This window comes from Haladaptatus sp. HS23 (genome assembly GCF_056892285.1).
Genome location: NZ_JBXGLH010000005.1, coordinates 23,096 through 38,259, shown reverse-complemented (window position 1 = coordinate 38,259; position 15,164 = coordinate 23,096). Strand labels below are relative to the sequence as shown.

Here is a 15,164-nt window from a genome sequence, read left to right as displayed (position 1 = left end):
GATCACTCACCCTCGAACTGCGGCTCGCGGTTCTGTCTGAACGCCTTCACGCCTTCGAGCATGTCGTCGGTCGTCGCCAGCACGGCGAATGACTGTTTCTCCATCGCGAGGGCGGCCTCGAGGCTGGCCTCTTGGCCGTCCTGAATGACCCGCTTGGCGGCCTTGAGTGCGACCGGCGGTCCCAAGACCAGATCGTCGACGATCTCGTCCACGAGATTCTCAAACTTTTCGTCGGGGACGGCATGGTTGACGACGCCCCACTCCTCGGCCCGTTCGGCATCGAACTGCATCCCTCTGTATACCATCTCTTTCGTCTTGGCCTCTCCGATGAGGCGGACGAGACGCTGCGTGGCGCCACCGCCGGGAATCACGCCAAGAGTCGTCTCCGGCGTTCCGATCGTCGAGTCCTCGGTCGCGACGCGGATATCACACGCGAGAGCGAGTTCGAGGCCAGCCCCCAGGCAGAATCCGTCGATCTTCGCGACCGTCGGCCGAGGGAACTCGTAGACGGTCTGGAACATCTCGTCGACGTCCATGATCTCGGCGGGTTCGCCGGCTGTGAAGCCGGTGATGTCGGCCCCCGAACTGAACGCGCGTTCGCCGGCACCGGTGAAAATGACGCACGAGACCTCGTCGACCTTGACGTCGGCCAGAAGGCGATCGATTTCCATGAACATGTCCTCGGACATCGAGTTCATCCGCTCCTGGCGGTCGAGGGTGATACTGAGGACGCCGTCGTCGTCGAGTTCCCACTCGAGATAGTGGTAAGGTGGATCGACGCGGTAGTCGAAGAAGCCCTTTCCAGCGTCTTCACCGGTAAAGCCCTTCTCGACGAGTTCGACGAGGTAGTCGGCGGGCTCGTAGCGCTTTTCGCCGTATTCCTCGTGCAACGACTCGAGTTTTTCGAGGACATTGTCGAGACCGATACGGTCGCCGCGTCTGCACATCCCCTCGGGGAAGCTGCCACCCAGTCGGAGGCCGATGTCGATCTCCTCGGGCGTTGCGACGTCGTTGCCGACGAGCCAGGCGGCCTTGTTGATCATCACCGCCTCAGTGCGGAGCGCGTCGTAGTCCCCGGCGTCCTCCGGCTCGTAATCGACGCCGTCACCGTCTTCGTAGTCGTAAAATCCTTTTTCGCTCTTCTTACCGAGATTTTCGTTTTCGACTTTTTCCTCGATGACTGGTGGGACGGGCTGGTCGGATTCATCGCGGAAGTGGTAGGCGATATCGATGCCGCCGAAGTCGTTGAGTTCGAACGGACCCATCGGGTAGCCACGTTCATAGACCATCGTCGCGTCGGCTTCGCGAACCGTCGTCTCGCCGTTCGAAAGCATCCACGCCGCCTCCTCCATGAAGGGGACGAGGACGGTGTTGACCACGAAGCCATGGATGTCCTTGCGGACGTAGATCGGCGTCTTGCCGACCGACTCGACCCACTCGTAGGCGAGTTCAGCCGTCTCGTCGGTCGTCGTTTCGCCGTAAGTGACCTCGACGAGATCCATCTTCACCGGCGGGTTGAAGAAGTGTAGCCCGACGACCTGCTCCGACCGATCAGTCGCCGAGGCGATGTCCGAGATCGAGAGGCTCGAGGTGTTTGACGCGAGAATTGCGTGGTCGGGCGCATGCTCGTCGACCGTCGAGAACGTTTCTTCTTTGATCTCTAGTTGTTCGGGAACTGCCTCGATGACTAGATCAGCGTCGGAAACAGACTCTTCGAGATCGGCCGACGTCGACACTCGGTCGAGGATCGTCTTGGCGTCTTCGTCGAGTCGTCCCTTCTCTTCGAGCTTCTCGAGTGACCACTCGATTTTCTCGTATCCGTCTTGGACTAGCTCCTCCTCAATGTCGCGCAACACTACTTCGTACCCGGCCATGGCCGATACTTCTGCGATTCCGTGTCCCATGCTTCCGGCACCGAGGACGGTGACGCGGTCTATGGTCTCCGATAACATCATTCAAGAGATTGTTCACGGTACTTTTGAACATTGTGGTTAGAGCGGTTCGTTTCCGCGAAGATTACTCCCCCCTGCAGAGGATGTCAGACTTCTTATAACATCCCCGTAAGATATATATACTATCTTATCCCGTTAACTGGTAGGATGCCACATACTAGCAGACGGCACGTCCTCAGGCGTGTCGGAGCAGCAGGTTCGATAGGTATCGCTGGACTCGCGGGCTGTTCCGAGAGTTCCCCGAATAGCGGTTCCAACGGCGGGGGATCCGACGGTCCATCGTCGTTCACCGTCGGCGTTATGGGGCCGCTCAGTGGCCCATTCGCTGGGTGGGGTCAGGCCGAAATCGCGGGTGCCAAACTGGCGAAATCAGATATCGAATCTGAATTTGACGTCAGCATCGATCTAGTGAAAGGAGACACCGAAACGGATCCAAGTGCCGGACTGAAGCGGATAAAGAGCCTCGTGACGAGGGACAACGCCGACTTCGTGCAGGGCGGCGTCTCCTCCGCGGTTTGTACGAAGATGGGCACATGGGCTTCCGACAACGCCGTTTCGTACATCGCCTCGGGTGCTTCGGACACCCTTACCGGATCCGCGTGTAAGAAATACATGTACAGTGTTTATTCCTCTAACACGATGCAGGTTCAAGCCGCAGCACCGGAGATGGCCAAGGAAGCTGACGACTGGTATGTCCTCTATTCGGATTACACGTGGGGCCACACGGGTCAAGAGGTGTTGACGAAAGCCCTGGAAGAGAACGGTGCCTCGGTCGTCGGAAATGACGCCGTTCCATTCCCCGCCGACGATTTCACGCAGTATCTCAACAACGTCGCTAACTCCGATGCGTCTGGTGTCGCTCTCATCAATCCCGGCTTAGACGCACGGCTGGCGATAAAACAGCTGATGAACAAGGGGATGCACCAAGATTTGAAGATAATGGCCCATCAGTTCGAGGACCTCGTCCTTTGGGGTCTCAACAAGGATGCGGCGGCCGCGCTCGATATCTCGCCGATGGGATGGTACGCGGGCGTCGAAGGGGCCGACGAGTTCAACGAGCGCGTCTCGAAACAAAGCAAGACGGACCCCTTTGTCCGTCACTATATGGGATACACATCGCTTGACCAGCACGTGCGGGCCGCTATTCGCGCGGGCGCGAAAGACGCAGAATCGATCCGCAAAGAACTGGAGGGTCACGAGATTTCCAGCTCGGCTGCCGATCTGCAGCCGGGGAAGTGTTACTGGCGTGCCTGTGACCATCAGCTCGTCCAGCCAGTACACACTGTCACCGGACGGTCGGTCAAGAAGATGCAAGATGACCCGTACAAGCTTTGGTTCGACATCAAGTCAACGACGCCTGGGGACAAACTCGCACGAGATTGTGAGGCGACCGGGTGCTCATTCTAGTCCTCTGTTTGATCCAACATGAAACACAGATTGCTCAACGGCCAGCGTCTGTCCGGGATCAACATCTCCCCTTTCGGGATACTTGCCAGCGTCGTCGTCGGAGGGTTTCTCGTACTATCATTCGTCGATGATCCCGGACTGTTCGTCGACCAAGCCATCGGCGGTCTCGTCTACGGGATGATTCTCGTACTCATCGCGCTGGGACTGTCGATTATCCTCGGTCTCCTCGGAATTGTCAACTTCGCACACGGTGCACTAGTGATGCTCGGGGCGTACGTCACCTTCGAGATCATGACTCAGATAGGGTTATCCTTCTGGGTTGCCCTCGTCATCGCCCCCGTCACCATCGGACTCGTCGGTATCATCATCGAACGGGGTGTGTTGCAGTTCGTCTATGATGAAGATCCTCTCGTCGGCCTCTTGGCCACGTTTGGTCTCTCGCTGATGTTCACCGAGTTGGTTCGTGCCTTCTGGGGCGGCGGGCCGAAAGGTGTCCCACTGCCACAGGCGTTAAGTGCGAGCGCCGACCTCGGAGTAACGACTGTCGCACGCTTCCGGCTCTTCACCGTTATCGTCGGTGCGCTCACCGTCATCGCCGTGTTCCTCTTCATCGAACGAACGTCCTTCGGACTCTCGATTCGGGCAGGAGTGCTAGACCGAGAAATGGCGGAGTTCCTCGGTATCAATATGCCGGTTCGATTCATAGCGATGTTCTTCCTAGGTTCGTTTATTGCCGGTCTCGGAGGTGTTCTTCGAGGAGCGGAGGTCGGCATGGATCTCGGAATGGGTGAACACTTCATCATCCTCGCGTTCGTCGTCGTCGCCGTCGGTGGCATTGGAAGTCTATTCGGGAGCGTTTTCGCCGGACTCCTCATCGGAGAGGCTCAGTATCTGACTCCGGTCGTCCTTCGAACCTTGGCGACTGTGACCGGTATCCAATGGCTCGCCGTTCCCGGTATCGACGGCCTCGTCCCATATCTCGTGATGATCGCTGTCCTGCTCGTGCGTCCGCGCGGACTTTTCGGTCAGGAGGGATTCCTCGAATGACCGACGAACCACGGACGAACGAGACGATCAATCGAACAGAAGAGGGCGTAGACCTATCTTCCATCCGGCGGCTTTCGGTTCCCATCGGACTCTTTCTCATCGTGGTTCTGTTGCGTCCGTTGGTGAGCCATCCGTTGTTACTGGGTTACGGACAGATCGCCACCACGATGCTCATTTGGATGCTGTTCGTCGCCTCGTTCAATCTCCTGTTAGGGTACACGGGGATACTCTCGTTCGGTCACGCTATTTTCCTTGGTGCCGGTGCCTACGGAGTGGCCATTGGAATCGCCAAGTTCAGCGCTCCGTATGCCGTCGTTGCGCCGATTGCCATCGCCGTCGCTGGCGTCATCGCCTACCTCATCGCACGACTCATCGTCCACAAGGGCGAGATTTACTTCGCCATGCTGACGCTCGCGTTTGCGAAAGCCGTTCAATTCATTGCCAACTACAATCCAATGGATCTCACCGGCGGTGCACAGGGGCTATCGGGGGATACGCTCCCTGCTTTCATCCAGACCTACCGTGGCCAGATGCTCGTGACCCTCGGGAATTTTTCCGTCAACTGGTACTACGTAGTTGGACTCGTCTTCTTCGTCAGTATGCTCGCGCTTTGGCAGGTCGTCCGATCGCCATTCGGCCGGTCGTTGGTCGCGATCCGCGAAAACGAGGAACTTGCGCGGGCGATGGGGATGAACACACGGCGGTATAAGGCGTGGGCGTTCACACTCAGTGGGATGTTCGCCGGTCTTGCAGGCGCACTCATCGAGATTAACGACCAAGGTGCGACGCTGTCGTTACTCTCCGTTCAGACGAGTGGCGACGCCATACTGATGACCATCCTCGGAGGTGCGAACTACTTTTTTGGACCTCTCGCAGGCGTGTTCATGTGGCTATTTGCCGAGGACTATCTTACCAACTTCGAGACGCTCTACTTACCGCTAGCGGAATTCCCAATCGTAGGGGTTGAGCTATCAGGTGTGCTGGCTTACTGGCAATTCTTACTTGGGTTACTGTTCGTCATCGCGGTTCTCGTCTCCCCTCGTGAGGGATTATGGGGGCTGACAAAGAGCGGTATCGAATCAATGCACAACTGGCTCAGGAGCTACCAATGACAAACACCACCATCGACACCACGGCTGAACTCGACCCGCGCGACGCAGTTCTCGGAACAGTCAATCTAACGCGACGGTTTGGCGGTGTGACTGCCGTCGACGAGGTCAACCTCGCCGTTGAGCCCGGGGAACTGCATGCTATTATCGGCCCGAACGGGGCCGGGAAAACGACGTTGTTCAATCTGATCACCCACGTCCTTGCCCCGAGCGAAGGCTCAGTTTGGCTTGAAGGACGAGATATCACCGATCTCCAACAGGAGCGACGCCCACACTTAGGGCTCGCGCGATCGTTCCAATCGAATCAGGTGTTCAACGACCTCTCGGTTCTCGAGAACATCCGCATCGTCGCACAAACTACTCGAACCGGTACCTTCCGTCTCGATCTGTTCCGAGATGGCGAACGGCTCTGCGAGGATATTGCCTACACTACCCTCGAACGCGTCAATCTCGACGATATTCATGAGGAAAAGGCAAGAAACCTATCACACGGGGATCAACGACGACTCGGTATCGCGATGGCGCTCGCAACCGAGCCGAACGTTCTCCTGCTCGACGAGCCGACCAGCGGGATGGGACCGAACGAAACGCAAGCAACGGCGGATCTTATCGCCTCGCTCCAATCGGAACTTGACCTCACAGTTCTGCTTATCGAACACGATATGAACATCGTCCTCTCAATGAGCGATCAAATCTCGGTTCTTAACCAGGGAGCCATTATCGCAACCGGCTCTCCCGACGAAATACGGGGGAACCAAGACGTCCAGAATGCGTACTTAGGCGGTATGAAGGAGGAACTATGACATTATTGGAACTTCGCAACCTCACAGCCGGGTACGAAACAGGTCAGATTCTCTTTGGGATCGATCTGGTCGTCGGAAAAAACGAGGTCGTCTCACTGCTCGGACGTAACGGAGCCGGAAAGACAACGACGATGCGCTCCATTGTAGGAGCTGATGAACCAAATGTCAGTGGCGGAGCAATCCGATTCGATGGACAGAATTTACTCGAACGGCGCAATTACGAGATTTCTAAGTTGGGACTTAGCTTTGTTCCGGAAGGCCGACGCTGCTTTCGAGAATTAACTGTCATCGAAAACCTCGAACTTGCAGCCAATTACGCATCGAACCCGCTTCGTATCGAGACGATGTTGGAACAATTCCCCGAATTGAGCGAGATGCGAAATCGACAGGCGAAAAACATGAGCGGCGGCGAACAGCAAATGCTCGCCATTGCCCGGAGTCTCGTCACCAACCCACGGATGATGCTCCTCGACGAACCCTGCGAGGGTCTTGCACCGTACATCGTCCGGCGCATTGAGTCCATTATCGAGACTATCAATGCTGAACAGGACATCACAGTACTACTTGTGGAACAGAATGTGGCTGTTGCGCTTGCGGTCGCTGACCGCCACTACATTCTCGACGAGGGACGCATTGTCGAAGAAGTCACGAGCGAGCGCCTCCACGAGGATGAAACTCTCCGTCAAAAGTACCTTGGCATCTAAACTACCGTTCGAGAGGTGCGTATCGATTCGAGTTCGTTCAGTTTTGAGGGATCGAGGACGTCCAATCCGATTGTTGTCGTAGGATAGCGTGTTGGATGACAGACAAGGCACTTGACGATCACGCCGAAATATTATTGGATTATATCCAAATTCATAAACACAATAAAATTGATTGACTGGTTAGTATTTAATGGGTTGCAAATCATTTAGTCTATGAACGTTATTGGGTTCGTTATTCACATCGCATCCGTGAAGATCACGAGTTAAGTAAACTGATACGCTTCGATGCACGACCAGACAAAGAACCGAATACGTGCAATGAGAGTCGGTAGCATAGCCATCTTTCCAAAATTATTTACACGGTGAGGTTGTTGTACCCCGTTATGGCTCACCTGACAGACATCTCGACTTCTGAGCTCCGGAATGCACTCGAGGAGGTGGACGACGTCTATGCGACGAAGCGGCTCATGGTTGCGATTGCCTATAAGCAGGGCGTCACGCAGACGGAGCTGGCTGAGTGGTACGGGCTTTCCCGGAAGACTGTTTATAATTGGCTCAAGCGATTCGACAAAGATGCCATCATAGATGCAGTCAGTGACAAAGCTCGTCCCGGTCGCCCGCCGAAACTCGATCACGTAGATCAAACAAAAGTTCAACAGCTGCTACAAAAATCACCCGTAAACGCAGGTTATGACGCTGAAGAGTGGGATATCCCACTTATTCAACGGCTAATCGAAGAGGAATTCGACATCACATACTCACGTACGAGTGCATACCGACTTTTTTCCAGTGTTGAGTAAATTATTTTGAAACATGAATTGCATTTCCACTCATTAATCAGACGTAAATATATAATATTGAATCCATAAACGGCGGTGGAGGCTTCCCGAGAACGCTGTCGTTATCTCTGTGTTGGGGGTGGATTGTGACGGATGCTGAAATCTCCATAAAAACTAAATCACAGACGCGTGTAGTATTAACTGTCTAGCCCGATTGCTCGGCGTCGCGAAAACAAATAAAATGCGACGTTTGGGCGAGTCTGCTTGGAGAGCTTCACTCGCCCTGTTTCCGTCTTGCTACCACTACCCCAGCAGCGACGAGTATCCATCCAGCAGGTTGCTGGCTGGCAACGATCGTCGCTCCGGCAGTGATGAGTGCAACGGAAACACCATGCGACAGTGTCTCTGTCGCCATTTTTGTCTGCCGTTTCTGACGAACACGTAGGAATCTCAGGGGAATCGTCTAAAACAGCGGCAGATGTTGTTAATATACTATACTAACGACTATTGTTTTCCTAAGCTACTTAAGCAACTATTCTAATTACTGGATTTTGACATCCATAGTTCTCTGTTATTATCTTGGTGATGTCTACAGTTGATACAAAACTATTATACTAGTCGCAGAACGAGTTCGAATTAGACACAGAGGAGACTTAGCATGTACCGACACGGCCACATCGGCATCACGCTCCTTACTCTTGCGCCGATCTCCTACGCCCTCATCGTACGCAACCAGTTCGCACTTGCTGGATTGCTCGCTCTTGGCCTACTCTTCGTTGAACCGCTTCCTGATAACGACCACTGGATACCTGGACTCTCGCACCGTGGAGTGAGTCACTCGCTGCTGACTGCTTGTATTGCAGGACTCTTCTTTGCTGGTTGTGGCTGGCTTCTTGGACGGTATCTTACCGTCCCACTTGCGCACTGGCTGCAGACGACCGTCCTTCCAGCGACCACTATCACGGCAGTCACAATCGCGACTGAGCAACTTGCTGCACTCACTCCCGGAACGCTTGTCGGACTCGGATTTGTCATCGGTGTTCTCGGTATCTGTGTCCATCTCGTTGGCGACATCATTACGGTCAGTGGTATCCAGCCGTTCCTCCCATTCTCTCGGCGGCGGATCTCACTGTCACGTCTTCGTGCTGCGAGCACACTCGCGAACACCGTCTTCTTGCTGCTTGGCGTGCTCGCGATGGGGACAGTTATTTTTGCACTCTCTCCGTTCGCAGGAGCGTTCCCGTGAGAGAACCAGTCGTGACTCAAATCCCATAGTAGAACTGAGAGGGCGACAATTAGCAGTAAGAGGTGATTTGATGGCTACTCTGGCGTCACAATATCGTGCCTGAATCGGTGATACTCTTCGACCGCCCAGTCCCCCGTCTAGCGGTTGCATCGGCATCCCATACGAACCACACTGATACAAACCGTCACTAAAACCGATGCGATAATTCTTCAGGATGGCCCTTGTTAAACAATCCCACATGTGGGACGCAATCATGATGATTCGAAAAAAAGAGATATAGACCGGAACAATGCCAAAGAAGCAAGAAGGGGTCACGTACAACGACGTTGATGATAGCTATTTTGAAGACCGTGAGTTGAGTCGGGAGGTAGGGATCCTGGGGTTATGGGCCCTTGGTGTCGGCGCCGTCATTTCAGGCGATTTTTTCGGCTGGAACTTCGGTCTCACGGCTGGTGGGTTCGTAGGCCTCTTAATTGCTACAATTGTGGTTGCCGTCATGTACTTAGGCCTCGCTTCCTCCATCGCAGAAATGTCGCCAGCGCTGCCTCACACTGGAGGTGCCTACTCATTCGGGCGCACAGCTTTGGGTCCATGGGGCGGTTTTATTACTGGTCTAGCCGAGAACATGGAATACGTCATCACTCCAGCCGTCATCGTAGTCGGTATCTCTGGCTACATGAACTCCGTAACGCAGGCGCTGTTCAGCTTTGGGATGCCCGATCCGATCTGGTGGGCGATATTCTACGCCATCTTCGTGGGCCTCAACGTGTGGGGAGTTAAGGAAAGCTTCTGGTTCACGGTTTTCATCACTTTCGTCGCGTTGGGTATCTTATCCGTCTTCTTCATTGGCGCAATTCCACACTTTAATCTTGAATTGGCGATGACTGTGCCCGCCGATCCAGGCCAAAGTGAGTTCTTGCCTCGCGGTATCAAGGGCATCTTCATGGCTTTGCCATTCGCGATTTGGTTTTTCCTCGCAATCGAAGAACTGCCACTAGCGGCAGAAGAGGCGAAAAATCCCGAAGAGGATCTTCCCAAGGCCACAATGCTGGGTATCGGGACACTGCTGGTCACAGCGTTTCTGACGTTGTTCCTCAGCGCTGGCATCTCACCTGGTGCCGCAGAGGTGGGCCAGGCTGACAACCCACTGTTCCTTGCGTTCAAAACTATCTTCCCAGGGAGTACAGGCCCAGCGTTGCTCTCCCTGATCGCTGTGGCCGGCCTGGTGGCGAGTTTCCATGCCATCATTTACGCATACGGGCGTAACATTTACTCGCTTTCCCGGGCGGGTTACTTCCCACGTTGGCTCTCTCCGACTCACGATGATCGTAAGACGCCGCACATAGCTTTGATCGTCGGCGCTCTGGTAGGCTACGCTGCGGCGTTGGTGATTTGGCTCGTGCCGAGCGACAGTCCTGTGGGAGCGATGCTGCTAAACATGGCGGTGTTCGGCGCTGTGATTTCATACGTCATGCAGTGCCTGGCGTTCCTCAAACTGCGGAACGAACATCCTGATCTTGAGCGACCGTATAAGGCCCCACTAGGTGTATTCGGCGGGGTCATTGGGCTCGTTATCGCAGTCGTCACCCTCGTGGCCCTCTTTTTGAACCCGGACTATCGGCTTGGTGTTTTCGGGGCTGCCCTCTGGTTTGTGGGCGGTATCATCTACTTCATCGTAATAGGCCGCCATCGAATGGTTCGCTCGCCAGAGGAGGATATCGCCCTGGCCCACCGCGCAAAGACGAAAGGTACCGATTCTAACGACGCTGGTAGTGACTCTGGTAGCACCGCTAGTAGCTCTGCTGGTAGCGACGTTGGTGGTGACTCTTAAGCGGACTCACTGTCCGCAGGAGACAACTCCCGCATTCTTATAAAGAGATCCAGCACGTGGTTGAGCTATTCTGATTGCCGGTCTAGGTAAATTTCTATATTTGAAAGAGCACCGCTACCGATAGCTTCCTGCAAAAACGGGGAAGTTGGACTGCATCCTGGTGTAGCCTTGTTGAAATATGCTGTATTTGAATTTACTATTAATAAATCGTAGGTTTGGGGGTAAAGTAATATCTTCCCATCTCACCTTGTCACATTGTCTCAATGACCTCCCTTTCAGAGTACGAAACGGTCCGATTGGTCTGGACAGACCTCAATGGTGTCGCCCGTGGGATTACCTTGCCCAGTGATGAGGCCGCACACGCGATCGAAGAGGGGGTCGGGTTTGCAAATGGGATTGCGGAAATGACCCTCGAGCCCGGCCTTCTTAACGATCCGAAATACGGTTCCGAAGCTGGTGATATGATGGCCATGCCCGACATCGACTCAGTGACGCCAGTGAAATGGGCCGATGATACAGCTGCTGTCTTTGCTGAGCTAACCAACGTTGACGGGTCACGCTTCGACCTCTGCAGTCGGAGCGCGTTACGGAGCGTTCTCGATGACCTCGAATCGGAGGGATACAGGGCATGTGTCGGCGTCGAGACCGAGTTCTCACTCCTAAGCCCCGACGATGAGGGTGGATGGGTTCCATTTAACGACCGTTGCTCCTACGATCTTGATGCTCTCGATATGGGGTCGGAACTCATCCGGGACTGGACGAACGCAATGGAAGCGGCAGGAACTAACATCCTTGGTGTTCACCAGGAGTCCCAACCAGGGCAGTACGAGATTAACATTGAGTATGATGACGCCCTAAGGACGGCGGATACCATCATGTTCCTCCGCCATATGATTAAGTCCGTCTCGCGACAGCACGGTCACAAGGCGTCGCTCATGCCTCGGCCTCACTCGGATGAAGATGCCAACGGGATGCATTTCCATCTCAGTCTCTGGAACCACGATAGATCGGAAAATAAGTTTGAGAGCAATACAGACGATATCCAGTTCCCTGCAGGAACGCACCCATCGGGTGAGTCTGGACTCTCCGAGGCGGGACGATACTTCGTTGGGGGACTTCTGGAGCATATGAAGGCACTAACGGCAATCTGTGCGCCGACAGTCAACTCGTACAAACGGCTCCTTCCCGGTATCTGGGCACCAGTCAATATCGCGTGGGGGCCCGACAACCGCTCGACGGTACTTCGCCTACCGCCTGAACTCGGATCGGCGACGCGCATCGAACATAGGGTTCCCGACTCGGCGTGCAATCCCTATCTCGGTATTGCGGCCTCGTACGCCGCCGGACTAGACGGTATCCGAAATGAGATTGATCCAGGAGAACCGACGATCAGGAACGCATACGAGGAGGAGTACGAGAGTCTCCCCCGTACCCTTTGGGAGGCACTCGACCATCTCGAAGACGACAAAGTCATCGCAGATGCGCTCGGTTCGACGCTCGTCGAGGAGTTCATACAGCTCAAGCGTGATGAGTTCAACCGCTCGATGAACCACGTATCCGAATGGGAGCACGACGAATATCTGGACGAGTTCTAAGCATCCTCAGTAGGTTGGTCGAGCATTGGTTCGATTGCTTTCAGGATTTTTGACTCAGAGAGCCGAAGGTGTTCACCGACTGTTGAGACACTCGTGGGGTCGAGTTCGGCGAGATCTTCGAGGTTACATGATCGAGGCGAGTCGTAGTAACCCTCCTCAATCGCGAGCGAGAGCACCTCACGTTGCCGGGAAGAGAGATCTTGGATGGCCTTCTTGACTTCGAGCAACCCCGTAAACATCTGTTCAAAGCCGGTCGAGTAGAGTGAGTCTATGTCCACAGATCCCAGTTGCTGTAGTTCCTCGTGGGCTTGACTCACGTGCTGGTGTGTTGGAGAAAGAACGTCCCAGTGCTCGCGGCCATGGGCGACTGTCGCCGGAATCGTTGGAAAGCAACTATTCCGAAGCAACACGTTCAGGACAGGCTCCGTATCTACGTCATAGTCTCCCTCCAGACAGATGATACCCCGGTTGCTGGCGCTCGTATAACTGACCAGCCGACTCGTGTTCATTATCGGGTGGTTTTGAAGCCAGTCAACGATGTTGTCAATCTCATTTTCCTCAACCTGCGTTACCTCGATCATTGTAATACTCGTTTCCCGAATAAGATAGGAGTAGATTATCGATGCCTGTAAGTTCGGAAAATCATCATTGATTCCTTCGGTCCAGCAACCTTTGTGTTCAATCCGAAATGAATATTCGATCATTTTGCATCGTCACAACCAGACTAGATTCCGTTTGAACATTATATACCTCCGGGTCGGTAATGCCCTAATCGGTTGAACATACGTGTAGTTGGAATCAAACCATTCAATTGTCCCGATGATCGCATACGCCATCAAGGGTTTCCTCATGCTACACGTTCTCGCATGTTATGCAAATCAGTACGGACTTGTCGAGGGCTCGTTACTGCTCGCCTTTCGGTCGGAATCTATAGGCGGAGTAGAGTGAGTGCCTCAGGGTCAAGCTCCAAGGCGGTTCACATTGGTGTCTGGCAATTGCCTATTGACCTTTTTGCAGATCCAGTCTGCCCCTGAGTAGCGGCCCAGACGAGTATATTGGAGATCGCTATCGAGAGCCAAGAGAAATAAAGAGCGTCGGATCACCCTCTTGTGACATTATCGTATCGCCAGGGATTGCGATCTCATTAGCGCCATGAGTGTGACCAACTTCGGGCACCGTTCAATGGTTATAAACAATCCCACATCAACCGAGTAACGCTTAGGCGGAATACGGGGAATATGAGTGACATGCACTCATTTGATATGCAAATCGCGGGTGAGCCCAGAGACGGGGAGGAATCCAGCATTGAAAACCCTGCCACGGGTGAAACCGTCGGTACTGTCTCAATCGGGACACGTACGGATGCGATCGACGCAGTTGAGGCGGCGGCGGACGCACAGAAAAAGTGGGCAGAAAGCAGTCCTAACCGGCGGGAACAAGCGTTGCTCACCGTCGCAGAGCGTATCGAAGCGAATCAGGACGAACTCAGCGAACTCCTCGTCGCAGAGACTGGAAAATGTCTCGCTACGGCGGAGGGTGAGGTTATGGAGACTGCCCAGCAATTCCGCTTTTATGCGGGCATCGCGGACAAAATTCGGGGAGACACTGTTCCGACACCGACGAATCGCTTCAACTACACGAAACGTGTCCCGTACGGCGTCACGGCACACATCATCCCATGGAACTACCCACTCCTCCTGGGGTCACGGGGAATTGCGGCCGCGCTTGTGACGGGGAACACAGTTGTTGCGAAACCGCCGAGCCAGGCACCACTATCCACGATGTGGTACGGGAAGTTCCTTGTCGAGGAGTTTCCCGCTGGCGTCGTAAACATCGTCCCTGGGCCAGGAAGTGAGATCGGAGCAACCCTGAGCGATCACTCTAGTGTCGATGCGATCACCTTTACTGGGTCGACCAGAGTCGGTCAGCAGGTGCTGGAGGCGGCGGCAGCGAATATCACGCCGGTCGACCTTGAGCTCGGAGGGAAGGCACCGGCGATCGTCCTCCCTGATACGGACATTGAAAACGCAGCACGTGGCGTCGCACAGGGGATTTTCTCGAATGCCGGACAGAACTGCGTCGCCACCTCACGTGCCCTCGTCCACGAGGACGTGAAAAAGGAGTTCACTGACCTAGTGGTCGAAAAAGCAGAACGGATCACTCTCGGTTCTGGATTCGATTCGGCGACTGATATGGGGCCAGTTATTTCGGCACAAGCGCAGGATGAGATCCTCAGTTACGTCGAAACGGCTCAAGAGGACGGAGCGACCCTTCGGACCGGCGGCGATATCCCAGATAATCCAAATCTACAGGATGGTCACTTTGTCGAACCGACTGTATTTGACGACGTCACACCGCCCATGCAAATCGCGTGCGAGGAGATATTCGGCCCGGTGCTCTCAATACTGAGCGTCGAGTCAATCACTGAAGCCGTTGAGATAGCAAATGACTCGCCGTATGCGCTGGCGGCGTCCGTCTGGACTGACAGATTGCATGCGACCCGCATTGCCGATCTACTCGATCACGGTCTCGTCACGGTCAACACGTTCCCCGTGTCAATGCCCCAGAGCCCGTGGGGTGGAAATAAAGAAAGCGGTCTTGGACGGGAAGGTGGCTACGAGGGCGTTGAGGCGTTCACGACAGTAGACAGCGTCGTCATCGAACACAACGAAATGGAGGATCCCTTCTGAC

General features: G+C 54.6%; 13 protein-coding genes. 10 read left to right on the top strand and 3 right to left on the bottom strand.

The annotated features are described in order from the left end of the window. Window positions 1-2: 2 nt before the first annotated feature. Entirely contained in the window at window positions 3-1,952 is a 1,950-nt protein-coding gene (locus AC1XDK_RS15020; RefSeq protein WP_483350710.1) for a 3-hydroxyacyl-CoA dehydrogenase/enoyl-CoA hydratase family protein, read from the bottom strand. Window positions 1,953-2,099: 147 nt separating this feature from the next. On the opposite strand from AC1XDK_RS15020, the gene AC1XDK_RS15015 reads away from it, so the two are divergent. The 6 genes from AC1XDK_RS15015 to AC1XDK_RS14990 all read left to right on the top strand — a co-directional run bounded on the left by AC1XDK_RS15015 (window position 2,100) and on the right by AC1XDK_RS14990 (window position 7,822). After that, complete coding sequence (locus tag AC1XDK_RS15015) at window positions 2,100-3,359, top strand: ABC transporter substrate-binding protein (RefSeq protein WP_483350709.1); 1,260 nt, start codon at window positions 2,100-2,102, stop codon at window positions 3,357-3,359. Window positions 3,360-3,377: 18 nt separating this feature from the next. After that, window positions 3,378-4,406 (top strand): branched-chain amino acid ABC transporter permease, encoded by a 1,029-nt coding sequence (locus AC1XDK_RS15010; protein WP_483350708.1) that lies wholly within the window; start codon window positions 3,378-3,380, stop codon window positions 4,404-4,406. Next, window positions 4,403-5,518, top strand: coding sequence for a branched-chain amino acid ABC transporter permease (locus tag AC1XDK_RS15005; protein WP_483350707.1), 1,116 nt, complete (start codon window positions 4,403-4,405; stop codon window positions 5,516-5,518). The genes AC1XDK_RS15010 and AC1XDK_RS15005 overlap by 4 nt, the downstream gene beginning before the upstream one ends. After that, on the top strand, window positions 5,515-6,318 hold the full coding sequence (locus AC1XDK_RS15000) for an ABC transporter ATP-binding protein (protein ID WP_483350706.1): 804 nt from the start codon (window positions 5,515-5,517) through the stop codon (window positions 6,316-6,318). The genes AC1XDK_RS15005 and AC1XDK_RS15000 overlap by 4 nt, the downstream gene beginning before the upstream one ends. Continuing rightward, on the top strand, window positions 6,315-7,022 hold the full coding sequence (locus AC1XDK_RS14995; protein WP_483350705.1) for an ABC transporter ATP-binding protein: 708 nt from the start codon (window positions 6,315-6,317) through the stop codon (window positions 7,020-7,022). Before AC1XDK_RS15000 ends, AC1XDK_RS14995 begins: the two co-directional genes overlap by 4 nt. A 383-nt stretch (window positions 7,023-7,405) precedes the next feature. Continuing rightward, window positions 7,406-7,822: a helix-turn-helix domain-containing protein gene (locus tag AC1XDK_RS14990; protein WP_483350704.1), complete on the top strand. Its 417-nt coding sequence runs from the start codon at window positions 7,406-7,408 to the stop codon at window positions 7,820-7,822. A gap of 253 nt (window positions 7,823-8,075) precedes the next feature. Here AC1XDK_RS14990 and AC1XDK_RS14985 read toward each other — a convergent pair whose 3' ends face one another. Continuing rightward, window positions 8,076-8,216 carry a hypothetical protein gene (locus AC1XDK_RS14985; protein ID WP_483350703.1) on the bottom strand — a complete coding sequence of 47 codons (141 nt, stop codon included), beginning with the start codon at window positions 8,214-8,216 and terminating at the stop codon, window positions 8,076-8,078. A gap of 243 nt (window positions 8,217-8,459) precedes the next feature. Here AC1XDK_RS14985 and AC1XDK_RS14980 point away from each other — a divergent pair, with 243 nt between their 5' ends. From AC1XDK_RS14980 to AC1XDK_RS14970, 3 genes are all read left to right on the top strand, one after another. After that, window positions 8,460-9,047 carry a metal-dependent hydrolase gene (locus tag AC1XDK_RS14980; RefSeq protein WP_483350702.1) on the top strand — a complete coding sequence of 196 codons (588 nt, stop codon included), beginning with the start codon at window positions 8,460-8,462 and terminating at the stop codon, window positions 9,045-9,047. Window positions 9,048-9,336: 289 nt separating this feature from the next. After that, window positions 9,337-10,878 (top strand): ethanolamine permease, encoded by a 1,542-nt coding sequence (gene eat, locus AC1XDK_RS14975; protein ID WP_483350701.1) that lies wholly within the window; start codon window positions 9,337-9,339, stop codon window positions 10,876-10,878. 263 nt (window positions 10,879-11,141) lie between these two features. Continuing rightward, a complete protein-coding gene (locus tag AC1XDK_RS14970; protein ID WP_483350700.1) occupies window positions 11,142-12,473 on the top strand; it encodes a glutamine synthetase family protein in 1,332 nt (443 codons plus the stop codon). Here AC1XDK_RS14970 and AC1XDK_RS14965 read toward each other — a convergent pair. Then, window positions 12,470-13,054 (bottom strand): helix-turn-helix domain-containing protein, encoded by a 585-nt coding sequence (locus tag AC1XDK_RS14965; protein ID WP_483350699.1) that lies wholly within the window; start codon window positions 13,052-13,054, stop codon window positions 12,470-12,472. The two genes, AC1XDK_RS14970 and AC1XDK_RS14965, sit on opposite strands and share 4 nt — an antisense overlap. A gap of 666 nt (window positions 13,055-13,720) precedes the next feature. On the opposite strand from AC1XDK_RS14965, the gene AC1XDK_RS14960 reads away from it, so the two are divergent. After that, window positions 13,721-15,163: an aldehyde dehydrogenase family protein gene (locus tag AC1XDK_RS14960; protein ID WP_483350698.1), complete on the top strand. Its 1,443-nt coding sequence runs from the start codon at window positions 13,721-13,723 to the stop codon at window positions 15,161-15,163. Window position 15,164: the final 1 nt, after the last annotated feature.

Excerpts from the sequence above, each read along its gene's own strand:
- AC1XDK_RS15020 (WP_483350710.1), bottom strand. The coding sequence starts at position 1,952 with ATGTTATCGGAGACCATAGACCGCGTCACCGTCCTCGGTGCCGGAAGC.
- AC1XDK_RS15015 (WP_483350709.1), top strand. The coding sequence starts at position 2,100 with ATGCCACATACTAGCAGACGGCACGTCCTCAGGCGTGTCGGAGCAGCA.
- AC1XDK_RS15010 (WP_483350708.1), top strand. The coding sequence starts at position 3,378 with ATGAAACACAGATTGCTCAACGGCCAGCGTCTGTCCGGGATCAACATC.
- AC1XDK_RS15005 (WP_483350707.1), top strand. The coding sequence starts at position 4,403 with ATGACCGACGAACCACGGACGAACGAGACGATCAATCGAACAGAAGAG.
- AC1XDK_RS15000 (WP_483350706.1), top strand. The coding sequence starts at position 5,515 with ATGACAAACACCACCATCGACACCACGGCTGAACTCGACCCGCGCGAC.
- AC1XDK_RS14995 (WP_483350705.1), top strand. The coding sequence starts at position 6,315 with ATGACATTATTGGAACTTCGCAACCTCACAGCCGGGTACGAAACAGGT.
- AC1XDK_RS14990 (WP_483350704.1), top strand. The coding sequence starts at position 7,406 with ATGGCTCACCTGACAGACATCTCGACTTCTGAGCTCCGGAATGCACTC.
- AC1XDK_RS14985 (WP_483350703.1), bottom strand. The coding sequence starts at position 8,216 with ATGGCGACAGAGACACTGTCGCATGGTGTTTCCGTTGCACTCATCACT.
- AC1XDK_RS14980 (WP_483350702.1), top strand. The coding sequence starts at position 8,460 with ATGTACCGACACGGCCACATCGGCATCACGCTCCTTACTCTTGCGCCG.
- eat (WP_483350701.1), top strand. The coding sequence starts at position 9,337 with ATGCCAAAGAAGCAAGAAGGGGTCACGTACAACGACGTTGATGATAGC.
- AC1XDK_RS14970 (WP_483350700.1), top strand. The coding sequence starts at position 11,142 with ATGACCTCCCTTTCAGAGTACGAAACGGTCCGATTGGTCTGGACAGAC.
- AC1XDK_RS14965 (WP_483350699.1), bottom strand. The coding sequence starts at position 13,054 with ATGATCGAGGTAACGCAGGTTGAGGAAAATGAGATTGACAACATCGTT.
- AC1XDK_RS14960 (WP_483350698.1), top strand. The coding sequence starts at position 13,721 with ATGCACTCATTTGATATGCAAATCGCGGGTGAGCCCAGAGACGGGGAG.